The following is an 18,276-nucleotide window of genomic DNA, read 5'->3' as shown; positions in this document are numbered from 1 at the left end:
AAATACTATGGCTGGCCAGCCATCAAACTGTACTCGGACTTTCTCTCCTTTATGAATTAAAGGTAAATCTATAGGCTCTACAAAGGTTTCTACAGCTAGGTCTACTTTTTCTGGTATTAACCCTACTAATTCTTCACCTTCTTTAAATGTTACTCCTACTCCACCTCTTAAGGCTTTATTTATAAAACCATCATAAGGTGCTGTTATGTATAAAAGGCTATTTCTTATTTTATAATTAGAGTATTGATTTTCTAATTTTTGAACCTCAGCCTCTGAATTAAACTGGCTAGATTGGGCCGTAAACTTATCGCTTTGTGCTTTTGAAATTTTATCCGAATACTCAGCACTAATTCTAGAAATTTCTACTTGGGCATTAATAACTTCATTTCTGCTTGCTAATAACTTTGCTTCTTGCGAAATACGCTTTGCCTGTGTCTCTTGTAGCTTTACTCTAGCATCTTCAACATTTTTTAATGCTGTAAAACCGTCTGCAAATAGTGTATCTGCTCGATTATATTTGGTCAGTGCAATTCTTAAATTAGTATCGGCTGCTTCTAAATCTATACTATCTGCCTGCACCTTTAATTTGGATTGCAATAACTTATTTCTAGCCTGTTTTAGCTTAAGTACTCTTTCATTTTGTAAGGCTGAAATTCTAACATCATTAGCCTGTACTTTTTGTTCATAAGACTTTACAGAAAAAGCTTTAGCATCGCGCTGTTGTGCAGTTCGTTCCACCAAATTAGGGTCAAAATACTCACTTTTTACTTCTGAAATTTGCATAATGGTATCTCCCTTTTTAACCTGATCTCCTTCCCTTACATACCATTTCTCTATACGTCCTGGTATTTGAGACTGAATGGTTTGTGGCCTCTGACCTGGTGTTAAGGTGGTAACATTACCTCTTCCGGTTATATTTTGTGTCCAAGGCAAAAACAGAATGATAACGCCAATGATGGCAAACGCAAGTAAAAAACGATTAAAATATTTATAATAGGACTTATTACAAACTCTTTTGCTAGAGTTGTAATCTGATAAATCAACCTGTTGGTTAATTGGGTTTTTAGATATATTCAACATAGCTTTAGAATTTAGATAATTTCACCATTATTTAGATTAATAACATTTGTACATTCACTCGTCCAATCTTTATTAAAACTAGCAACAATGAGAGCCCAAGGATTTTCAGGTGCCGTTAATGCTTTAATAATTCGCTTTGCCTCGGTAGCTTCAAAATGCTCTAAAGGTTCTTCTAGCACAAGTACTTTTGGCTTCTTTAAAATTGCCCTTGCTAAGATCATTTTTTTAGCTATTGTAAACGACATTTGCTTTCCTTCTGGGTAGATTATAGTTTCTAATCCTCGCTCTGTTTCTTTGAGGTAACTTCTCAGCCCTACGGTCTCAATGACATTATGAATTTCTTGGTCGCTAATATTGGTATTTGTTAGTGTAAGGTTATCTCTTATACTTCCTTCAAATGGTGTTTCTTCTGCAAGTGATAACCCTAAACAAGATCTGTAATTATTAAGATGAAGATTTTGAATATATTCATCATTAACATAAATCCGTCCTTTGGTTGGTTCTATAATGCCAGAAATCATTCGTAACAAACTAGATTTACCTGAGCCACTCGGTCCTTGTATTAATATGCGACTAGACGGATTAATCGTCATAGACACATTCTTTAAAATGGGTAGCGTTCTATTTGGTACTTCATAGGTAATCTTATCGAGCTCAATCTTTAGACTTTCTGCGTCTTCTACTTTAATGCCATCTTGTGGCTCTATTTTTTTGTCTACAACTTGCCCCATTTTTTCTAAAGATGTTAATACATCATAGAATGATTCTAGCCCAAGTATTAGTTTTTCTACGGATGCAATAACCAATAAAATAATAATTTCTGCCGCAACAAACTGTCCAATATTCATCTCCTGACTAAGTACCAAAAGCCCTCCAATTATTAATAAACCAGCGGTAACAACAACTTTAAATCCTATCATTTGAATAAATTGAATGACTAAAATTTTAAAGTGACTTTCTCTTGCTTCTAAATAACCATTTACCAATTTGTCATTCTTCTCTAAAGCCAATGAGGTTCTACCAGAAATCTTAAAACTAGTAATGGCTCTGGCAACTTCTTGAATCCAGTGTGCTACCATATATTTTTTCTTAGACTCAATTAGGCTAGTCTGCATACCTTTTTGTATTGTAAACTTAAATACGATGTATATTAATACAATTAACAATACACCAAATGCAATAAAAAATGGATGGTAAAATGACAGAAGGATTAATGCAAAGACAATCTGCAAAACAGCCGCAGGCACGTCAATTAATAATTTTGCTAATCCTTTTTGTACGGTTAATACATCGAAAAAACGATTGGCCAACTCTGGTGGATAGTAGTTGCGTAGTTCGTTCATTTTTATCTTTGGAAAACGATACGTAAACTCAAACGAAGCACGCATAAAGATACGTTGCTGTACCGTTTCTATTATTCGCATTTGCATTAATTGTAATATACCAACAAAGACGACTCCTAAGGTGACCAAAATAACCAGAACAATCCAAGAGGTACTGACTTGGGCACCTTGTATTAAGTTTATTATAGCTTGTATACCTAGTGGTAACGTAAGACTTATAAGACCAGAAAATACGGCATAGTATATAACCTGTAATAAATCCTTTTTTTCTAATTTTAGAATCCCTATAAATCGTTGCCAAGGGGTTAAGAGTGGTTTATTTTGATCCATTTGTAATTGGCGTTAAAACGTTTTGGGTAAGGTTAATAAAAAACTCTGTTGGCGTTACATCTTTGCCACAATCAGTAATAGAGCTAAAATGCGCTTTTAAGAAATGTTGATGCAAAGCACCTTCTACGATAGTACTTGCTAAACTTAGAGGAAATTCATAGTTAGAATTTATATTTGTAAAAATTTCACTTAAGCGTCTAATTAAACGCTTGTAAACAACAAAATATCCTTCTTTATTTTCGCTGTCAACTTCTTTAGTTAGGAAAGATTTTGAATATTCATTAATAATAATCCTATTGAGAACAACCTCATTAATATGTGTAAAGGTTAAATCTTCTTTTATGGTTCTGGTAACAACTTCAATAGCTTTATTTAACTGTTCTTTATTATCTTGTACATTATGCGTAGCAAATACTAACTGATACTCTATCCAAGCCCAATACCAAGACGTTAAATAGAGAAGCAATTTGTGCTTACTCTCAAAATAACGATAAATAGAACTTTCGTTAGAACCAATCTTAGAACCTAACTTCTTAAATGTAAAACTATCAAAACCAATATCGTCAATTAACAGAATACTGTGCTCTATAATGCGCTTACCTAAATTTGAGGATTCAGGATCTTTAATGAAAATCTTATCTGGTACTGCTATTTTTAAATTAGAGAGTAAACTAATCATGCATAAAATATTTGAACGCAAAGATAATAGTAATACTATCAAAATTGATAATTTAACAAATATTTAGCCTATTAATATTTTTAATAGATTGTATAACTAATAGTAATGTATACCGACTTAAAGTTTTGAAATAGAAGTCTTCTCTTCCTTAAAGACTTTGATCTTTGGCAGACCAGCAATGGCTTTATTGATCCATTTTAAGGCTTCAGTCTTATTGTTTTTATGTTTATGAATCTGAGCTAATCTATAATAAGCCCAAGCCTTAGGCACACCATCCTTTGCAGAATGATTACTTAAATACGCTTTAAGACATTTCTCCCCTTTATTTAATTGAAGGTTATAATCCGCACATACTTTTCCAATTTGATAATGCATGGCATTACGCTGATGCTTCTGATGTGCTTTTTCAATAGTACCTATAGCTTTCTCTGGTTGGTTTTGGCTTTGGTAAAAATTGGTCAGTTTTTCATAACAAGTTACCGAACCACCAACTTTAATAGCAAGTCTATAATATTTTTCTGCCAATTCTGGTTCGTCATCATATTCATAGACGTAGCCTTTTGCCAAATAACCATCTACTTTAGAAAGTTTTTGTAGCTCATTGGCATACTTTAAGGCTTTAGAATTACTTCCACCAACAATACCAGGGAGCGATACATAAAGTTCTACCAAAGCCCAGCGTGTATCTATATGATTTGGATCTAATTCTGCTGCTTTTAAAAATGCATCTTTTACATCGCTTATAATACCTAAAGCTTTTAGCTTACTGATAGAGAGGGCTTTCATACCTAACGCTCCTCCATACTTGTAATGGTAATCAGCATTATTAGGCTCTTTATTTTTAAGTTTTTCGTATTGTATAATAGCTTCGTCCCACTTTTTTTGATGTCCATAAGCGTCTCCTAAAAGTTCAATAGCCTCTTTATCATAAGGATGGGATGCTATAAAGGTTTCCACCTCTTGTTGTGCTTTCTCAAATTTTTTCTGATCTATATAGGTCTTTGCATTATCCAAAGTGGACTGCGAAAAACAAAATGAGGTCATAAACAAAATACAGAAGCATCTTTTCATAATTGGGTACGTTTCGGTAAAAATACAATTTAATAACGAGGCCTTTCACTCACAAATTGCGTAACTTAACTCACTGAAACCATAGTTTAGCTATGTTATACACTTTTTGGAATACCTTTTGAAAGTATTTTTAGACACAATTGAACAAACATGAAAACTTACCTCGCATCACTGATACTTATTTGCTTTGCTACCTTCTCTAATGCCCAAAAAGGATTTAAAGACGACTGGAAAAAAGTTGAAAAACTCGAAAAGGACGGCCTTACAAAAAGCGCTTCAGAATTAGTTGACACTATTTACAACGATGCCGTTAAGACTAATAACGAGCAACAGCAGATTAAGGCTTTACTCTACAAGAGCAAATACATGCTTATTCTAGAAGAAGATGCACAACTTAGCATTGTCAATAATTTTAAATCTAAAATTAAACAGACCGGGAATATTGTAACTAAGCACCTTTTAGAAAATATACTTGCAACTTTATATTGGCAGTATTTTCAACAAAATCGCTATAAATTTTATAATAGAACAAAAACTTCAGAAAAGCTAAGTGATGACTTTAGAACTTGGGCTTTAGAAACCTTGTTTAAGGAAATTAATGTGTATTACCAGCGCTCGTTAGAAAACAGATTAATACTTCAGCAAGAGTCTTTAGAACAGTATAACGTACTTTTAAACGAAGCTAAAGACTCCAAAGAATATAGACCAACATTATTTGATCTATTAAGTCATAATGCACTTCAATTCTATAAAACTCCAGAAAACAGCATCGCTCAGCCTTCCTATAAATTTAAAATTGAAGACAAAGCATTAATTGGTGATAGTGAGCAATTCATCAATCTAAACTTAAGCGCTAAAGATTCTTTATCATTACAACTTAATGCTTTAAAAGTTTACCAAAATCTTTTAAAATCTCATCGTAAAGATCAGAGCTCTAAAGCCTTTGTCTCAGTAGATATAGAACACTTACTATTTATTAAGCAAAATGCAACTTTTAATAACAAAAACAATTTATTAATACAGACTTTGAACACTAAAGCCGAAGCTTTAAAAGAGTTGCCACAATCTGCATTATACAATTTTGAGATCGCCAAAGTTTACAAAGCATTAGGAAGTCAGTACAACAGCAACACAGATCTGGAAGAAATTGACGAAACCCATCGTTGGAAGTTAAAAGACGCCTTGGAACTATGTAATACTGTGATTTCAAAATATCCAAAAAGTGATGGAGCCAAACAATGCGAAGTCTTAAAACAACAGATCCTTTTGCCAAGTTTGCGCCTTCAAGCTGAAGCATTTATTCCTATCAAAACCGCATCTCGAATTTTAGTCAATTACAGAAACTTAGAGGCTCTTGATTGCAAGATTTATAAAGTTGACAGAAACCAACTCGAAACATTCAACAAAAGTTACAATGCGCAAGATCAAGAAAAATTCTTTAAAACACTTAAGCCAGTTAAGTCATTTTCTAGTTCATTAAAATCTGAAGGCGATTATCAAGAACATCGTACAGAAATTGTTATTCCAGAATTAGCAAACGGTTTATACCTCATCAAGGCAGACACAGACACCAAAGAAAAGGTGTTTGCTGTGGCGCACATACAGGTTATAGACATGGCTTTAATTGAAAGTGCTGAAAATGATATGGTAAACTATCAGCTTATCAATAGAACTAATGGAGCACCAATTAAAGACGCTGTTATTAACCTCACCTACACAAACAATAGAAACAAACAGTTTACAAAAAAGCTAACAACAGATCGTTTGGGAACGTTTCAGTTTAAAAAAGACAACAACTATTACAGAGCATTAGAGATCAAAGCAGACTACAAAAATGAGATTGCCTTTTTTGGAAATTATAATATCGGCAGAAGCTATGAGCGACAACAAAACAACGACACAAAATACAATGTCTTTTTATTTACGGATCGAAGTATTTACAGACCTGGCCAAACCGCTTATTTTAAAGGCATAGCAACCACAACCAAAGATGGAAAGTCAGAAGTTTATGCCAATGAAACAGTAACGGTTAAGCTGAAAAATGTAAACGGAGACGTACTTAATGAGTTACCTTTAGTCACAAATGCATATGGTTCGGTTAGTGGTGAATTTATCTTACCTAACGATGAGCTAACAGGTAACTATTCAATAGAAATGATCTGTAAAACGAGAGGGTACGCCAACTTTTCAGTTGAAGAATACAAACGCCCCAAATTTAAACCAGAGTTTCAACCCATTACCCAAACCTTCAAGGTTAACGATAGTATTACCGTTAAAGGAAAAGCCATAGCATTTGCTGGCAGCAACATTACAGATGCAAAAGTAATATATCGTGTAAAACGCCAAGTGCAATATCCTAATTGGTGGTACTGGAGACGCCCTAATTACTATAACTCGGAAGCTCAGGAAATCACTTTTGGTGAAGGGGCAACAGATGACAAAGGTGAGTTTAAAATCACCTTTAAAGCCATTCCTGATGAAAGTGTCGCAAAAGACAACCTTCCAATTTTTAGGTATGAAGTCACTGCAGATGTTACAGACATAAATGGCGAAACTCGAAGCACATCTACAATTGTGAATGTCGGTTATCATGCCATGACGCTGAATATTATAGCAGCTCAAACTATTGATAAATCTAAAAAGGAAATCGACATTGCGTTAGTATCAAAAAACCTTAATGGAGAAGACATTCCTGCAAAAGGCACCTTAAAGGTTTTTAAGCTTAATGCACCAAATCATGTACTTAGACCTAGACCTTGGAATGCACCAGATTACCAAGTTATTCCCAAAGAAGAATTTCAACGGCTATTTCCACACGATCCTTATAATAATGAACATCAATTAACCAATTGGAAAAAAGGCAAAGAAGTCTTTAGTAAAGATTTTAACACAGAAAAAGAAAAGACCATAACACTAAAAAAAATAAAGAAATGGGAGTCTGGTAAGTACATCATTATTGCAGAAAGCCAAGACAAATTTGAGCAATCAGTTAAGGCAGAAACTATTACCTCTTTATTTAGCCACTCAGACAAAACAGTTGCAGACCACCAATTGTTTGAAGCGTCTTTAGACAAGGAAAGTTACAAGGCTGGAGACATCGCCAAATTAACTTTAGGTTCTGCTGCAAAAGATATTACAGTGACTGTTGAAGTTGAAAAAGATGGTGAAATTATAAAGACACAACTGGTACAACTCAATGACTCAAAACAAACCATAAGCATCCCAGTTTCAGAGAATGACCTAGGTGGCTTTAAAGTCCACACAAGCTCAGCAGCATTTAACTCCTATTTACCTCAAAGTTTTAGGGTTAATGTACCTTATCCAAAAACAGATTTAGAGATTGAAACTTCTACCTTTAGAGATAAGCTACAACCAAGACAAGACGAAACTTGGAGCTTTAAAATAAAAGGGCCTAAAGGCGATAAAGTATCTGCTGAGTTATTAGCAAGCATGTACGATGCATCGTTGGATGAATTTAGAGCACATAACTGGAGCTTTAACCCAATAAATAGACCTTCTTATTTCGGCAGAATAAACAAAAATGCTAGACAAAGTTTTGGTAATACTGGTTTTAGATTGTTTAATCGTTTTGTCTATGCAGGAAACTACTCTAATCAAAATTATGACCAATTAAATTGGTTTGGGTTTTATTTTGGGTTAACTGAATATCAAATGATTAGAACAATAAAAGTTGCTGATAATGTTTTATATGAAATTGAAGAAACTGATGCTGGTATTGATTATTTAGCAGCACCTCAAGCTAATGTTGATCAAAAATTCAATGATTTTAATAACTACAAAGGGAATGTATATACAAAGGGTAAAATTAAAGCTGACAACGGTCAAAAAACAACTATTGATAATATTAAATATGATACATTGAGTAATGGTAAAATAATAGCTAGTATGGTAGAAAAACTACCTAATCTATCAAGTGAAATATTAGTTAGAAAAAACCTCAACGGAACCGCATTCTTCTTCCCGAAAATACAAACCGATGCAGAAGGTAATGTAAGTTTCAATTTTACTGCTCCAGAAGCGTTAACCCAATGGAAATTACAACTCTTAGCACATACCAAAACCCTAGAAAGTGCAGTAACGCAATTGGAAGCAGTAACTCAAAAAGAGTTAATGGTCATACCTAATGCTCCACGTTTTTTAAGGGAAGGTGACCAAATTACCATTAGTACTAAGATTGCTAATCTTACGGATAAAGCACTTTCTGGTGTAGCACAACTAATATTAACCGATCCATTTACAGATAAAGATTTATCCGCAATACTGCTCAGTTCTTCCCCTCTGTGGAAGTTAGAAGGGGCTTCTTTTTCAGTTGAAGCTAAAGGCAATACACAAGTCCGTTGGAATTTAACTATTCCCAAAGGAACTCAAGCCGTACAATATAAAGTTATTGCTAAAGCTGGCGAATTCAGCGATGGTGAGCAAAATGTATTACCTGTATTATCTAATCGAATGTTAGTTACTGAAACACTACCGATGTGGATACGCTCTAACGAATCAAAAACCTTTACACTAGACAAACTCAGAAACAATAATTCTACAAGTTTAACCAATCATAAGTTGACCTTAGAAATGACCTCTAATCCGGCTTGGTATGCTGTCCAAGCTTTGCCATACCTCATGGAGTATCCTTATGACTGTAACGAGCAAACTTTTTCAAGATACTATGCCAATGCATTGGCGCAACATATTGTTAGATCCAACCCAAAGATTGAAGCCGTTTTTAACCAGTGGGCTTCGAGTACCTCAGCCAAAAGTCTTTTGTCAAACCTTGAGAAAAATCAAGAATTAAAATCACTTTTAATTCAAGAAACACCTTGGTTACGTGACGCACAGTCTGAAAGTGAACAAAAGAAGCGAATCGGTTTACTTTTCGACCTTAATAAAATGAATGCTGAACTTAGCTCGTCCTTAAGAAAACTGAAACAAAATCAATCACCAACTGGTGGATGGCCATGGTTTAATGGCGGAAGAACTAACCGTTACATAACACAACACATTATTTCTGGGTTTGGTCACTTGAAACACCTAAATGTCACATCGAGTGCAGTCGAGATGCAAATGGTTACCAAGGCTATCCAATACCTAGATCAGGAATTTATAAAAGAATATAAAGACCTTAGAAAGTACAATAAAGATATAGATTTAAGTAAAGACCACCTATCCTACACACAACTACATTACTTATATGTCCGTAGTTTTTACCCAGAAGTTAAGTCTTCTAAAGAGGCAGGACAAGTCATGGAGTATTATAAAGACCAGGTTAAAAAATACTGGTTAAAACGATCACTTTATGCCAAAGGTCTTATGAGTTTAACTATGTATCGTATGAACGATGACAAAACAGCTGGTAAAATCTTAAAATCCCTTAAAGAGAATAGTATCTCGTCTGATGAACTAGGCATGTATTGGAAAGCCAACACCAACTCATGGCATTGGTACCAAGCACCTATTGAAACCCAAGCACTTTTGATTGAGGCCTTTTCTGAAATTGGTGTTGGTAGTTACGATGTCTCGCTGAGCGCAGTCGAAGCGCAAAATGTGACTACAAAAATTGTGGACAACCTTAAAATATGGTTGCTTAAAAATAAACAGACTAATCAATGGAAAACCACCAAAGCTACTACAGAAGCAGTTTATGCTCTACTGTTACAAGGTAGCTCTTGGCTAGATGTGACAGAGATGGTAGATGTAAAGGTTGGTAATGAAAACATATCACCAGAAGCATTAGAAAATGTAAAGCTTGAAGCCAGAACAGGTTATTATAAAACCTCATGGACAGGATCTGACATTAAACCTGAACAAGCCAATGTCACCATTACCAAAAAGGGTAAGGGTATTGCTTGGGGAGCTTTATACTGGCAATACTTTGAAGACTTAGATAAAATTATCCCGACAGCTAGCGGGACAGAAAATCCATTGAAGCTAAGTAAAAAACTCTTCTTGAAAACAAATACTGACAAAGGAGAAGAAACCTCGGAAATCACAACAGATACGAAACTTCATGTTGGTGATTTAGTAAGAGTTCGTATAGAATTGAGAACGGATCGATCTATGGAATTTGTACATCTTAAGGATATGCGTGCCGCTGGTTTTGAGCCTCTAAATGTGTTATCACAATACAAATGGCAAGATGGTTTAGGCTATTATGAAAGCACTAAAGATGCTGCTACAAACTTTTTTATCGACTATTTAACAAAAGGTGTTTATGTTTTTGAATACGACTTAAGAGTAAACAATGCTGGTGATATGAGTAGTGGCATTAGTACAATTCAATCGATGTATGCTCCAGAATTTAGCAGCCATTCTGAGGGCGTTAGGGTTGTGGTGGACTAGTCTTTTCTTGTTTTTCTCGCAGAGGTGCAAGCAATGAAAATTTAAATCGACATTGAGAGCGAAGCTTAGTAATCTGTTTGTTTAAGGTTGCCGCACCCTTCGTCCTAGCAATGACATATCAATCTCAGTTCTTCTATTACATCACGACCTAAGCAACATACTAACCAGAAAGTTAAACGATTATAAGTCTAAAAGTTTTTAGGATTATTAGAATTTTACTTGGCATTTTTTTACTCATTGTCGGACTAAACAAATTGATAAATTTTATACCGATACCTAAATTATATGGTAATGCCGCAACATATTTTGAAGCTTTATCAAATTCTAAAATACTAATTCTCGCAGGTATCGGGAGAATTTACAATTGGCTTAGCGTTTATGATCAATAAATATGGTGCATTGTTAGCCATTATTCTTATGAGTGTCTCTATAGATGCCTTTTTATTTCATGCTATTTACATCTTGGCAGAATCTTAGACGGAACTATTTTGTTGGTATTAAATATTTTAGTTTTATTTGGCTACAGAGACAAATACAGATGCTTATTTGACTAATAGTATTACAACTTAAAACACCTTAATTAATGACTACCATCATTTTTTTGGTGGATACCCATCAAATATTTTCTCGACGAGCTTCGCAAAGGTTTCCTCGCGCTTTTCAGGAGATGCATTTGGCTTATAACTACTTTCGCTTATGGCTTGCCAAAATAATTTTTCATCTTGAGACTTATCTACAAAATCAATAACAATTTGCCTTGTGCTTTGACCTCTACCAATAGGAATACCAACAGAAACACCACCAAAGCCACCTCCTCCACCACCACCAGCACCTACGCCAACGGTCGAGTTATTTCTATTTATTACGTCCTCACTTTGTATATCGATAAAGAAATCTGGGTTATCAGAACGTATTAAACCCATAGTAGCTAATTTAGCGTCAATAGCGCGCATCATTCGCTTATAGTCTAGCTGACTTAAACCTGTCTCCATATCATCAAAATAGTTATAGGTTCTATATTGATTAAAATCTGTTGACTTTTCGTAATCGTAATTAACTAGTGTACCACAAGACACTGTTAGCAAAAATAAGAGTGTAAATTTTAGAGAACGCATTTTTATTTTAAAGATACAAAATTATGCAGAGTTATGCGGTTCTAAGAATTTAGCATTTTCCAAAGTTTATCCTTCAGTTCAGTTAAACCTTGCTGAGCAACTGAAGAAATAAACATATACGCACATTCTAAATCTTTATTTAAAATAGTAGAAATTTCAGATTTCAATTCGTCATCTAACATATCAGATTTAGAAATACAAACAAAACGTTCTTTATCTAGCATTTCTGGGTTGTAACGCCTAAGCTCATCCACTAAAATCTCATATTGCTCAACGATATCCTTGGCATCTGCCGGAATTAAAAATAATAAGATTGAATTACGTTCTATATGCCTTAAAAAGTAGTAACCAAGACCTTTACCTTCTGCAGCTCCCTCTATAATCCCAGGAATATCTGCCATAACAAAGGATTGAAAATCGCGATACTTTACAATGCCTAGATTTGGTTTTAAGGTTGTAAATTCGTAATCAGCTATCTTAGGCTTTGCGGACGTTAAAACCGATAATAAGGTCGATTTTCCTGCATTAGGAAAACCAACTAAACCAACATCTGCTAATACTTTTAACTCAATTGTAATATCCTTTTCCTCTAAAGGAATGCCTGGTTGTGCATAGCGTGGTGTCTGGTTTGTAGAACTTTTAAAATGCCAATTGCCTCGGCCACCTTTACCACCTTCTGCTACAATCCTTTCTTCTCCCTCTTCAGTAATTTCAAAAAGAACCTTATCAGTTTCGGTATCTTTTACAACAGTACCAAGTGGCACTTCTATTACAGCGTCTTCACCATCTGCACCTGTGCTTCTACCAGAGCTTCCATGCGCACCATGACCAGCTTTGATATGACGCTTAAATTTTAAATGAATTAAGGTCCAGAGGTTAGGATTTCCTCTAATAATTACATGACCTCCACGACCACCATCTCCACCATCTGGCCCACCTTTTTGTATATATTTTTCGCGATGCAAATGCATAGAACCTTTACCTCCGTTCCCAGAAGAGACATGCATTTTTACATAATCAACAAAATTTCCTTCAGTCATGATTACTTCCCGTGAAAACAGGAATCTTTTTAATTAAATTTCGAATAATTCATGGCATTCCTTCCTTGGTAGGAATAACAGATTATAGCTTGTCTAAAACATTGCTCAATCGTTCCGTAATAGCCTCTATACTTCCTACTCCATCTACCCCAAAATATTTGTTTTGTTCAGAATAGTAATCTTTTAAAATCGCGGTTTTATTATAGTACTCCTTAATACGATTTCTTATAATACCTTCATCGGCATCATCGGCTCTTCCACTAGTTTCTCCTCGTTTTAATAAACGTTGCACTAAAACCTCATCATCAACCTCTAATGCTACCATAGCGTTAATCTGAGAATCTTTGCTGTCCATAAGATTATCTAATGCTTTAGCTTGGGCATCAGTTCTTGGGAAACCGTCAAAAATAAAGCCGTTAGCATCGGTATTTTTCTCCACCTCTTTATTTAACATATCAATGGTTACCTGGTCTGGCACCAAGGCACCCTTATCCATGTAAGATTTAGCTAACATACCTAAGGCCGTTTCATTTTTTATGTTGCACCTAAATACATCACCTGTAGAAATATGAACCAAGTCGTATTTTTCTTTTAAAAATTCAGCTTGTGTCCCTTTTCCTGCACCTGGAGGGCCAAATAGTACAATATTTATCATGTATTGTGTAGTTTTTAATTGGTATATGGCTGGTAAATCTCTTCCCAAACCGTTATAGTCTAAACCATAACCTACAATAAATTTATTTGGGATCTCCTTACCAACATAATGAAGTTTAAAATCTTTAGCATAGGCTTCTGGCTTATAAAAAAGTGTTGCAATTATTAAGTTCTTTACGTTTTCATTTCTAAAAATACGATGAACTTCTTCTAAAGTATTACCAGAATCTATGATATCTTCTAAAACAACAACTGTTCGGTCTGTTAAATCTTGCGTTAAGCCAATGAGTCGCTGTATATCTTCTGTAGATTTAACTCCCTCATAAGAGGCTAATTTTATAAAAGTTACTTCGCAAGATTTAGGATATTTTTTAACAAAATCACTTACAAACATAAATGAACCGTTAAGAACACCTACAAACACAGGCATCTCATCGCCTAAATCTTCTGCGATAGCATCCACCATATTTTTCACAATAGTGCCTATTTCTTTTTCAGAAATAAAAGGTTTAAAATATAAATCGTGAAGCTTTATAAGCATGTTGTTATTTTAGAAATGCAAAGATAATGAATTGATTGACGTTTGTAGATTTTTGGTTTCTAATTTTAGAACTTTATGCAAGAATTAGCTTATTTTTGTAGTGGAATTTTAATGTTGAATTTTATAACAGATTCCCGCTTTGGAGGGAAATAACTATGAATTACTTTTCTTCAGACTTTAAACTCGGTATTTTAGGTGGTGGACAACTCGGTAAGATGATGCTTTACCACACGCGCAAATATGATATTTATACCTGTGTTTTAGACCCTAACAAAGACGCACCAGCAAGATTAGCTTGTGATGAATTTACGGTTGGCGATTTACTAGATTACGATACTGTAATTAATTTTGGGAAAACTGTAGATGTTTTAACCATTGAAATAGAAAACGTTAATGTAGATGCTTTAGAAGCCTTAGAAGATATGGGCATTAAAGTCTATCCGGCCTCAAAAACATTACGTATTATACAAAACAAAGCACAACAAAAATTATTTTACCGAGACAACAGCATTCCCACAGCAGATTTTGTGAGATTTGCTTACACCTCGCAAATAGAAGATGCTGCGGAAAATGGCGGACTCAACTACCCTTTTGTATGGAAGAGCGCACGGTTTGGTTACGATGGGCAAGGTGTAAAAGTTGTGAGAAGCCAAGCCGATTTGGTAGATCTACCAAACGTAGAGTGTATTACTGAAGACTTAATTCCATTTAAGAATGAATTAGCCGTTATTGTGGCCCGAAACACCAATGGTGATTTAAAAACCTATCCGGTTGTTGAGATGGAATTTCACCCAGAAGCTAATCAAGTGGAATATGTAATATGTCCTGCAAGAATACCTAACGAAATAGCGAAAAAAGCAGAATTGATTGCACTAAAAACAGCAGCATCGTTTAAGCATACAGGCTTGTTGGCTGTAGAAATGTTTCAAACTGAAGATGATAACATTTTAGTTAATGAGGTAGCACCAAGACCTCACAACTCTGGTCATTATAGTATAGAAGCTAGTTACACGGATCAATTTGAGCAACACATTAGATGCATTTTAGGCTTACCACTTGGTAAAACCGAAAGCAAGGTTGCAGGAGTTATGGTAAACTTGGTTGGAGCTGAAAACCATAAAGGCAATGTGCTTTATAAGAACATTGACTCCATTATGGCCATGGATGGTGTTACACCGCATATTTACGGTAAAAAACAAACGCGCCCGTTTCGTAAAATGGGACACGTAACTATTGTAAATAAGGATATTAATAAAGCTCGTGAAGTAGCCGAAAAAGTAAAACAAACAATCGAAGTAATTAGTAAATAAAGCATGAGTAAAGTTGGAATCATCATGGGAAGCAAAAGCGATTTGCCTGTAATGCAAGACGCTATAGACATTTTAAAAGGATTTGATATTGAAGTAGAAGTTGATATAGTTTCTGCCCATAGAACACCTGATAAGTTATTCGATTACGGAAAAAACGCACATACAAGAGGCATAAAAGTTATAGTTGCAGGTGCAGGTGGTGCTGCACATTTACCTGGTATGGTAGCTTCGTTATCACCACTACCAGTTATTGGTGTGCCTGTTAAAAGTAGCAACTCTATTGATGGTTGGGATTCTGTTTTATCTATCCTACAAATGCCAGGTGGAGTGCCTGTAGCTACTGTTGCTCTAAATGGAGCTAAAAACGCTGGTATCTTAGCTGCACAGATTTTAGGTAGTGCAGACCAATGTGTTTTAGACAAAATAATACTATACAAGGAGGGATTAAAAGCTAAGGTGATTGATTCTGCAAAAGGGCTCTAAAAAAGCCTTAACATTATCTATTAAGGCTTTTTTTTGCTATTAACCAATCCATTAGAACATGGTAATTTTGTTCAAACAGTCTATAAAAATAACAATTGTTTAATAACTGTTCAACTTTTTTAACACTTAAAATAGAGTTAAAACGTAATTCAGCCATCAAAATTCATAAGAAAATTTAAACATGTCAATTTTAAATAAAGTATTCCATACACCATATAACACAGCACCCTTCTCTAAGATAAAGACTGAAGATTTTTTACCTGCATTTAAAACCGCTATAGAAAAAGCCAAGTTAGAAATTAATGCTATTGTTAACAATAGTGAGCACCCAACATTTAAAAACACCATTGAAACCTTAGACTATTCTGGCGAAGAGTTAAGCAGAATTTCTAGTATTTTCTTTAATCTTAATTCTGCTGAGACTAATGATGCTATTCAGAAAATAGCACAAGAGGTATCACCATTACTATCAGAATTTAGTAATGATATAACATTAAATCAAGATTTATTTAAACGTGTAAAAACAGTCTATAATTCTAAATCTAAGTTAGAATTAACCACCGAACAATCTACGCTATTAGATAAAAAATATAAAGGTTTTTCTAGAAATGGAGCCAATCTAACTGAAACCGAAAAGGAAAAGTTACGCAACATCGATAAAGAATTAAGTCAATTAAAATTAAAGTTTGGTGAGCATATTTTAGCCGAAACTAACAAATTTGAAATGCTCTTAACTAAAGAGTCTGAAGTATCTGGACTACCAGAAGGTGCAAAAGAAGCCGCAAAACAATTAGCAGAAAGCAAAGGAAAAATCGGTTGGTTAATCACCTTAGATTATCCAAGTTACATTCCGTTTATGACTTATGCAGATAACCGCAAATTGCGAAGAAAACTATCTAAAGCTTTTGGCAGTAAAGGCTTTAAAAACGATGACTTAGACAACCAAGCTATTGTTTTAAAAATTGCAAATTTACGTTTTCAGCGTGCACAATTGCTAGGCTATAGGACACATGCACATTTTGTATTAGAAGAACGCATGGCAGAAACGCCAGAACAGGTAAATTCGTTTTTAAAAGCGCTATTAGAAAAAGCGAAACCAGCCGCAAAAAAAGAATTTAAAAAGCTCGAAGACTTTGCAAAAGATTTAGACCAAATTGACCAATTACAAAAATGGGACTCGGCTTATTATTCCAAAAAGTTAAAGCAAAAATTATTCAGCCTAGACGACGAGCAATTAAAACCCTATTTTAAACTCGAAAATGTTATCGATGGTGCATTCACTGTAGCTGAGAAATTATTTGGATTGCGTTTTGAAGAAGTCGATGCTATTGACAAATATCACAACGATGTTTTAACCTATAAAGTTGTAAATTCTAGTAACAATCTCGTATCTATTTTCTATGCGGATTTCTTTCCAAGAGCAGGAAAACGCAATGGCGCTTGGATGACCTCCTATAAATCTCAAAAGATAGAAAACGGTGTTAATGAAAGACCACACGTCTCTATAGTCTGTAATTTTACCAAACCCACAAAGAGCAAGCCTTCTTTGCTAACTTTTAATGAGGTTACAACTTTATTTCATGAGTTTGGCCATGCTTTACATGGCATGCTTGCCAATACAACCTACCCAAGTTTATCTGGCACAAATGTATATTGGGATTTTGTGGAATTACCCAGTCAGATTTTAGAAAACTGGTGTTACGAAGAAGAGACCTTAAAGCTGTTTGCCACACATTATGAAACTGGTGAAGTTATTCCTATGGAATTAATCGAAAAGATTAAAGCATCCGCAACATTTAATGAAGGGATGCAAACACTGCGCCAATTGAGTTTTGGTCTATTAGATATGGCTTGGCATAGTGTAGATCCATCTCAAATAAAAGATGTAAAAGCTTATGAAGTTTTAGCTTTTGGTGAAACTAACCTCTATCCAGACGTGGCAGAGAACTGCATGAGCACTGCTTTTGCACATATCTTTCAAGGTGGTTATTCTTCTGGCTACTACAGTTACAAATGGGCAGAAGTTTTAGATGCCGATGCCTTTGAATATTTTAAAGAAGAAGGTATTTTTAATAAAACCGTTGCCGATAAATTTAAGACTTATGTTTTATCACAAGGCGGTACACAAAACCCAATGACGCTTTACAAAAAATTTAGAGGCCAAGAACCTAAGCCCGAAGCTTTATTGAGACGTGCTGGGCTTTTAAAATAAAAAACATTAACATAATATTTAGCCTCAGTTTTCGTTACACCTTATTATTTTCAAAAATTTAACT

General features: G+C 34.7%; 11 protein-coding genes. 4 read left to right on the top strand and 7 right to left on the bottom strand.

Annotated features, from left to right (window positions below):
- The 4 genes from Q0800_RS02390 to Q0800_RS02375 form a co-directional block, all read right to left on the bottom strand.
- Positions 1-1,080 (bottom strand): biotin/lipoyl-binding protein (locus tag Q0800_RS02390; RefSeq protein ID WP_299127290.1); only part of this gene is annotated, 1,080 nt, incomplete at its 3' end.
- An 11-nt stretch (positions 1,081-1,091) separates the two neighbouring features.
- The gene (locus tag Q0800_RS02385) at positions 1,092-2,753 is read right to left on the bottom strand and encodes an ATP-binding cassette domain-containing protein (protein WP_299127287.1); all 1,662 of its coding nucleotides are present in this window, start codon (positions 2,751-2,753) and stop codon (positions 1,092-1,094) included.
- Positions 2,740-3,432 carry a TetR/AcrR family transcriptional regulator gene (locus Q0800_RS02380; protein WP_299127284.1) on the bottom strand — a complete coding sequence of 231 codons (693 nt, stop codon included), beginning with the start codon at positions 3,430-3,432 and terminating at the stop codon, positions 2,740-2,742. The genes Q0800_RS02385 and Q0800_RS02380 overlap by 14 nt, the downstream gene beginning before the upstream one ends.
- Before the next feature lie 117 nt (positions 3,433-3,549).
- Positions 3,550-4,503: a tetratricopeptide repeat protein gene (locus Q0800_RS02375; RefSeq protein ID WP_299127281.1), complete on the bottom strand. Its 954-nt coding sequence runs from the start codon at positions 4,501-4,503 to the stop codon at positions 3,550-3,552.
- Positions 4,504-4,653: 150 nt separating this feature from the next.
- Between Q0800_RS02375 and Q0800_RS02370 the strand changes: the two genes are divergently transcribed.
- Complete coding sequence (locus Q0800_RS02370; RefSeq protein WP_299127279.1) at positions 4,654-10,857, top strand: MG2 domain-containing protein; 6,204 nt, start codon at positions 4,654-4,656, stop codon at positions 10,855-10,857.
- A gap of 593 nt (positions 10,858-11,450) precedes the next feature.
- Here the strand turns inward: Q0800_RS02370 and Q0800_RS02365 are convergent.
- The 3 genes from Q0800_RS02365 to Q0800_RS02355 form a co-directional block, all read right to left on the bottom strand.
- A complete protein-coding gene (locus Q0800_RS02365; RefSeq protein ID WP_299127276.1) occupies positions 11,451-11,972 on the bottom strand; it encodes a DUF4136 domain-containing protein in 522 nt (173 codons plus the stop codon).
- A gap of 41 nt (positions 11,973-12,013) precedes the next feature.
- Entirely contained in the window at positions 12,014-13,012 is a 999-nt protein-coding gene (gene obgE, locus Q0800_RS02360; protein WP_299127274.1) for a GTPase ObgE, read from the bottom strand.
- Between the two features lie 82 nt (positions 13,013-13,094).
- On the bottom strand, positions 13,095-14,207 hold the full coding sequence (locus Q0800_RS02355) for an adenylate kinase (RefSeq protein WP_299127272.1): 1,113 nt from the start codon (positions 14,205-14,207) through the stop codon (positions 13,095-13,097).
- A 155-nt stretch (positions 14,208-14,362) separates the two neighbouring features.
- On the opposite strand from Q0800_RS02355, the gene Q0800_RS02350 reads away from it, so the two are divergent.
- The 3 genes from Q0800_RS02350 to Q0800_RS02340 all read left to right on the top strand — a co-directional run bounded on the left by Q0800_RS02350 (position 14,363) and on the right by Q0800_RS02340 (position 18,212).
- The gene (locus Q0800_RS02350; protein ID WP_299127270.1) at positions 14,363-15,517 is read left to right on the top strand and encodes a 5-(carboxyamino)imidazole ribonucleotide synthase; all 1,155 of its coding nucleotides are present in this window, start codon (positions 14,363-14,365) and stop codon (positions 15,515-15,517) included.
- A 3-nt stretch (positions 15,518-15,520) separates the two neighbouring features.
- A complete protein-coding gene (gene purE / locus Q0800_RS02345) occupies positions 15,521-16,000 on the top strand; it encodes a 5-(carboxyamino)imidazole ribonucleotide mutase (RefSeq protein ID WP_299127269.1) in 480 nt (159 codons plus the stop codon).
- Between the two features lie 181 nt (positions 16,001-16,181).
- Positions 16,182-18,212: a M3 family metallopeptidase gene (locus Q0800_RS02340; protein ID WP_299127266.1), complete on the top strand. Its 2,031-nt coding sequence runs from the start codon at positions 16,182-16,184 to the stop codon at positions 18,210-18,212.
- The last annotated feature ends 64 nt before the right edge of the window (positions 18,213-18,276 follow it).

The sequence above is a fragment of the uncultured Winogradskyella sp. genome (genome assembly GCF_937958655.1).
Lineage (GTDB): Bacteria > Bacteroidota > Bacteroidia > Flavobacteriales > Flavobacteriaceae > Winogradskyella.
Note: the sequence above shows the minus strand (reverse complement) of the source record. Positions and strands in the feature narration are given on the sequence as shown.

Bases quoted from the DNA above. Each gene is read 5' to 3' on its own strand.
- Q0800_RS02355 (WP_299127272.1), bottom strand. From the start codon at position 14,207: ATGCTTATAAAGCTTCACGATTTATATTTTAAACCTTTTATTTCTGAA.
- obgE (WP_299127274.1), bottom strand. From the start codon at position 13,012: ATGACTGAAGGAAATTTTGTTGATTATGTAAAAATGCATGTCTCTTCT.
- Q0800_RS02365 (WP_299127276.1), bottom strand. From the start codon at position 11,972: ATGCGTTCTCTAAAATTTACACTCTTATTTTTGCTAACAGTGTCTTGT.
- Q0800_RS02375 (WP_299127281.1), bottom strand. From the start codon at position 4,503: ATGAAAAGATGCTTCTGTATTTTGTTTATGACCTCATTTTGTTTTTCG.
- Q0800_RS02380 (WP_299127284.1), bottom strand. From the start codon at position 3,432: ATGATTAGTTTACTCTCTAATTTAAAAATAGCAGTACCAGATAAGATT.
- purE (WP_299127269.1), top strand. From the start codon at position 15,521: ATGAGTAAAGTTGGAATCATCATGGGAAGCAAAAGCGATTTGCCTGTA.
- Q0800_RS02350 (WP_299127270.1), top strand. From the start codon at position 14,363: ATGAATTACTTTTCTTCAGACTTTAAACTCGGTATTTTAGGTGGTGGA.
- Q0800_RS02340 (WP_299127266.1), top strand. From the start codon at position 16,182: ATGTCAATTTTAAATAAAGTATTCCATACACCATATAACACAGCACCC.
- Q0800_RS02385 (WP_299127287.1), bottom strand. From the start codon at position 2,753: ATGGATCAAAATAAACCACTCTTAACCCCTTGGCAACGATTTATAGGG.
- Q0800_RS02370 (WP_299127279.1), top strand. From the start codon at position 4,654: ATGAAAACTTACCTCGCATCACTGATACTTATTTGCTTTGCTACCTTC.